This is a genomic window from Blautia sp. CAG:237 (genome assembly GCF_000436615.1).
In the GTDB taxonomy this organism is placed as follows: domain Bacteria; phylum Bacillota; class Clostridia; order Lachnospirales; family Lachnospiraceae; genus Blautia_A; species Blautia_A intestinihominis.
Genome location: NZ_FR886672.1, coordinates 1 through 4,325 on the forward strand (window position 1 = coordinate 1; position 4,325 = coordinate 4,325).

Annotated in this window: 5 protein-coding genes and 1 tRNA gene; 1 reads left to right on the plus strand and 5 read right to left on the minus strand. The window is 43.0% G+C overall.

Annotated elements, in window-relative coordinates; genetic code table 11:
- Positions 1-50: 50 nt before the first annotated feature.
- The 3 genes from QZL69_RS01400 to QZL69_RS01410 form a co-directional block, all read right to left on the minus strand.
- Entirely contained in the window at positions 51-293 is a 243-nt protein-coding gene (locus tag QZL69_RS01400; protein WP_022213440.1) for a GIY-YIG nuclease family protein, read from the minus strand.
- A 178-nt stretch (positions 294-471) separates the two neighbouring features.
- Positions 472-1,302: a M23 family metallopeptidase gene (locus tag QZL69_RS01405; RefSeq protein ID WP_022213441.1), complete on the minus strand. Its 831-nt coding sequence runs from the start codon at positions 1,300-1,302 to the stop codon at positions 472-474.
- A gap of 109 nt (positions 1,303-1,411) precedes the next feature.
- Positions 1,412-2,245 carry a SpoIID/LytB domain-containing protein gene (locus QZL69_RS01410; RefSeq protein WP_022213442.1) on the minus strand — a complete coding sequence of 278 codons (834 nt, stop codon included), beginning with the start codon at positions 2,243-2,245 and terminating at the stop codon, positions 1,412-1,414.
- Between the two features lie 157 nt (positions 2,246-2,402).
- Here QZL69_RS01410 and QZL69_RS01415 point away from each other — a divergent pair, with 157 nt between their 5' ends.
- Positions 2,403-3,605, plus strand: a complete 1,203-nt coding sequence (locus QZL69_RS01415; RefSeq protein ID WP_022213443.1) for a metallophosphoesterase — start codon at positions 2,403-2,405, stop codon at positions 3,603-3,605.
- A 66-nt stretch (positions 3,606-3,671) separates the two neighbouring features.
- On the opposite strand, the gene QZL69_RS01420 is transcribed toward QZL69_RS01415, so the two are convergent.
- Together QZL69_RS01420 and QZL69_RS01425 are read right to left on the minus strand one after the other, a co-directional pair.
- Positions 3,672-3,980: a hypothetical protein gene (locus QZL69_RS01420; RefSeq protein ID WP_022213444.1), complete on the minus strand. Its 309-nt coding sequence runs from the start codon at positions 3,978-3,980 to the stop codon at positions 3,672-3,674.
- 149 nt (positions 3,981-4,129) lie between these two features.
- Positions 4,130-4,202, minus strand: a tRNA-Lys gene (locus tag QZL69_RS01425).
- Between the last annotated feature and the right edge of the window lie 123 nt (positions 4,203-4,325).

The window sequence follows — 4,325 nt, forward strand, 5'->3', positions numbered from 1 at the left end:
CCCCCCTGCCATTCTGATGGCAGGGTATTTTTCTGCCTGTTACAGTACTTTCAGAATTCCATCAGGTCTAATTTTTGTTTTCTTGTAAGCTGTTTGATCGCATATTCTCTGCGCATTGCTTCTTCTTTTGTTTCAAAACCTTCATAATAGACCAGTTTTACCGGTCTTTTGCTTCTGGTATACTTCGCTCCGGCTTTTCCCTCATTATGGGCTTTGAGCCGCTTCTGCAGGCAGTTCGTCCATCCTGTATACAGTGTCCCGTCTGCACATTGAACGATATATGTGTAATTCATAAAGTATTTTATCCTCTTTTGTCTCTATAAAAAGCAGCCGATTTAAATTGTATTTCACTTCTATATACATTCAAAAAGCAGGTAGGAGAATATCGACTGCGAATTTTTTACCGCTGGTTCCCACCTGCTTTATTATACGTTGTGTTTTATATTTTGTGAATAATTGTAATTATCCCGTTTACGGAAGATAGGCGATCGGATCGATCGGCTTGCCGTCTTTTTTCATTGCAAAATAAAGATTATTTCCTTCTTTGCTGTAATATTTCGTCGGCGCACTGACATAGCCGATCACAGTTCCTTCTGTTACTGTGTCGCCCTCCTCCACACAGAGGTCTTTGAGCTGTCCGTAAACTGCCTGATATCCGCTTCCAAGCTCCATCGTCAGGGTTGTTCCCGTCTGTGCGTCTTCTTCGATCGAATAAACCGTTCCATCTGCTGCTGCGGTCACCGGTGCACCTTCCACTGCCTGAACTGCGATCGCAGGGCTCAGTTTATACTGATCCAGGGTCGGAAAATAAACCGTCTGATCCATATTATAATCCAGAAGGATCGTTCCGTGTACCGGCCATTCCATCAGCGTATCTTCGGAAAAACTAAGTTTCGGAGCACTCAGTGCACTTGCGGAAACATCTGTGACTTTTTCCTGATCCGTCATGGAATCCTCCACCGCATTTGCTGCATTCGCGGTTTCTGTGGTTACTTCATTTGTAGAAACACTGTCTGAAGTTTTTTCTGAACTGTCTGTACTGTCAGTGAGCGTCCGGGCGATTTTTTCTTCTGCTGTATCGTTCTGCCCTGTCGTATCGCTGATCTCCGCGTCAACCAGACTGGTGTCTGCATCCACCATCGGTGTCTCTTCTGTGTCTTCGCTCTGATCTGTCTGCAGTTCTCCCTGAATTTCCTTGTCTGGAGTATAAGTACCGATCTGATAAACTCCAATTCCCGCCGCTGCCAGGACAGCAAGGAGAGCAGTGTTTGCGGCGTACTTTACGATTCTGTTTTTTGTCATATTCCATTCACCTCTGCCAATAATCATTTTTGTATTTATAGCATTCCCGAAATATGACGTATTATTCAACTTTGCACAGAATAAATCATGTTATTGCTGTTCGCTTTCTTCACAGTAAATCGTTTCTGTCATATGTACTTATTTCCATTTCCGGAAAATATTCTTCCAGAATCTCTTCCCACAAACTTCCATCTTTTGCAAGTTCATTTCCGCCATACTGAGAAAAGCCAAGTCCATGACCTTTTCCTCTGCACAGGAAACGAACTTTACTCCCTGTTTTCTGTATGGAAAAATTCGACGATGGAAGTCCCATTCCCAATGCAAACATTTCTCCCTCCAGGATTTTGTCATCAGCCTGAAGACTCAGCACATAGCCTGCAGAATCCCGTTCTTTTATTTCTAATTCTTTTGGCAGCTGCCGCTCCGAAATATATGTACTGCTGAAATAGTCCGGTGAATTTTTGTCTGCACTGCTGTCCACAGATTTCAGATATTGATACTCTGAACTTCCAAACACAGTCTCCCCGTCTCTGGTTGTGCCACCACTGATCTCGTGATATGGAACAAGATCCAGTTTTCCATCCACAAGCAGAACTTTCCCTTCTGTATTTTCCACAGCATCTTCATAAATCTCATCAGATATCCACCATTTCCACTGATTCTTTATACTTTTCCCCATTTCTCTCAACACATCCAACCGATTTTCCTCCTCCGCAAATTTCCTGAAAAGATTACTTCTCGCAATGACCGCCTGTGCTTCCACCGTCTGTAACTCATAATCCGGTGAAATCTGACACGAAAGAACTGCCGTCAGATATACCTCCGAATCTGGTCTGTAATTCAGTAATATCCTCTCACTTCCATTGATCACACTCACCGACAAGTACGGAAGCAGCGCAAACACCAGGATCTTCGACAGATTAAAAACACTTTTTCTTTTCATAATGCTCATCCAGCCAGTGTTTTATCCTAATATATGTCCTTTTTTCATCTTTTATAAATATTTCCGTTCAGTTTTTGACAGCGCATCTTATTCATACTATACTATAGGGCATATCAATAGGACTGCTTGCTTATAACAAAAAGGAGGTGCTTTTTTTATGCTTGCAATTTATCTGGCACCAGTCTATATATTACTTAACCTTTATGTACTCCGGTGGAGTTACCTGTGGATCGGAAACTGTCATCATCTATTTCAGTCAACTGTTTTTCGGGTTATTCTGGCGATCGTCTACGTTCTGATCTCCACCACCCCACTGACAGGATTTTTGATAAAAAAACCAGCTTCCCTGCACAGGATCCTCAAAGTCACCAGCAACTATTTTCTTGGGATCTTTATGTATATTCTGATGATCGTGCTGAGTGCGGACATCATAAGACTGATCCTCAAATACGTTTTCCATGCATCCTGGATCCATTCACGTGTTGCGTTTGCGATTGCCGGAGCGATCTGCATCTTTAGTGTTCTGCTGATCAGTATCCGCGGCATCTATCATGCCAAACACATTAATGTAACGCCTTATGAAGTTACCGTTGATAAATCCGCCGGCGAACTCGATTCCCTGAAAATCGTGTTCATCGCCGATACACATTTCGGCTACAATGCCGGTACTATCCATGCAAAAGAGATCGTAAAAAAAATAAACAAACAAAATCCTGATCTTGTCTGCATTGCCGGAGATATTTTTGATAATGAATACGAAGCGATCCACGAGCCCAAAAAGGTCAAAAAAATCCTACGCAAGATCAACTCCCGTTACGGTGTTTATGCCTGTTGGGGAAATCATGATCTGAATGAGCCAATCCTTGCTGGTTTTACTTTTAATCCTGGCAAAGAAGGGGCTGAGAGCCTCAAAGATCCACGCATGAGGGAATTTCTAAAAGACAGCAATATTCAGCTTCTGGAAGATGAAGCCGTCCTGATCGACAACAGTTTCTACGTAGTCGGCCGTAAAGACGCTTCCCTGATAGAAAAAATAGAAGAAAAAAGAAAAACCCCTGCCCAGCTTACCGAGAAGCTGGACAAGGATAAACCAATTATATTTATTGACCATCAGCCAAAAGAACTCCAGGAAATTGCAGATGCAGGTGTTGATCTTGATCTCTGTGGCCACACGCACGATGGACAGACATTCCCGGGAAACATAACGATCAAATTCCTGTGGGGAAATCCCTGTGGATATCTCCAAAAAGGATCCATGCACAACATCGTCACTTCCGGATCCGGTGTCTGGGGACCAGCCATGCGAGTTGGCACCAACAGTGAGATCTGCACGATCAATGTTACATTCCAGAACTCCTGATCTCAGACTTTATACCGTTTCTCTGCTTTATCCGAAGAAGCAGAGAAACGGTATTTTTATCTGCATTTATTCCTGAAGGATCACATTCTGCATAATCGGCGGAATCCCCTCTAATGCATCCACACTCCTGTCACCCGGACCTCTCATCCAGAAGAAAACCTTCCTTATATAATTATCATGTTCTGACGCAGTTCTGTACATAGAAGAATCTGTTGTATTTCCCGCCGCATTCCGAGCTCCAGGAACATATTCAAAAGCTCCCTCACTAAGCCCCACAGCCTGTCCCATTTCTTTTAAAACAGTTGCTTTGACACTCATCACAAGACAAAATACAGCAGCAGCGATCATATGAAAACTCTCTCTTATTTTCTTCATAATGCCCTCCTTAATTCTTCCATGCCAAGAAGCCGGGATTGCGCACGTCCCACTACTACGCATGTACTATAATATATGCGGGCATCAATATAAAAAGAACTTAGGCAATAAAAAAACACTATCGAAATGATAGTGTTCTTAAAAAGTAGTGAGGCATCGGGGATTCGAACCCCGGACAACTTGATTAAAAGTCAAGTGCTCTACCAACTGAGCTAATACCCCATATGCAGTTTTGCATTTACTTTGCACAATGTTGCAGAGTAAATCGCTCAGGCTTTTTCTAACCAGCCGTTCGTTACCTTTACAAGGTAAATGCCCAGAGCCGGAATCGAACCAGCGACACGA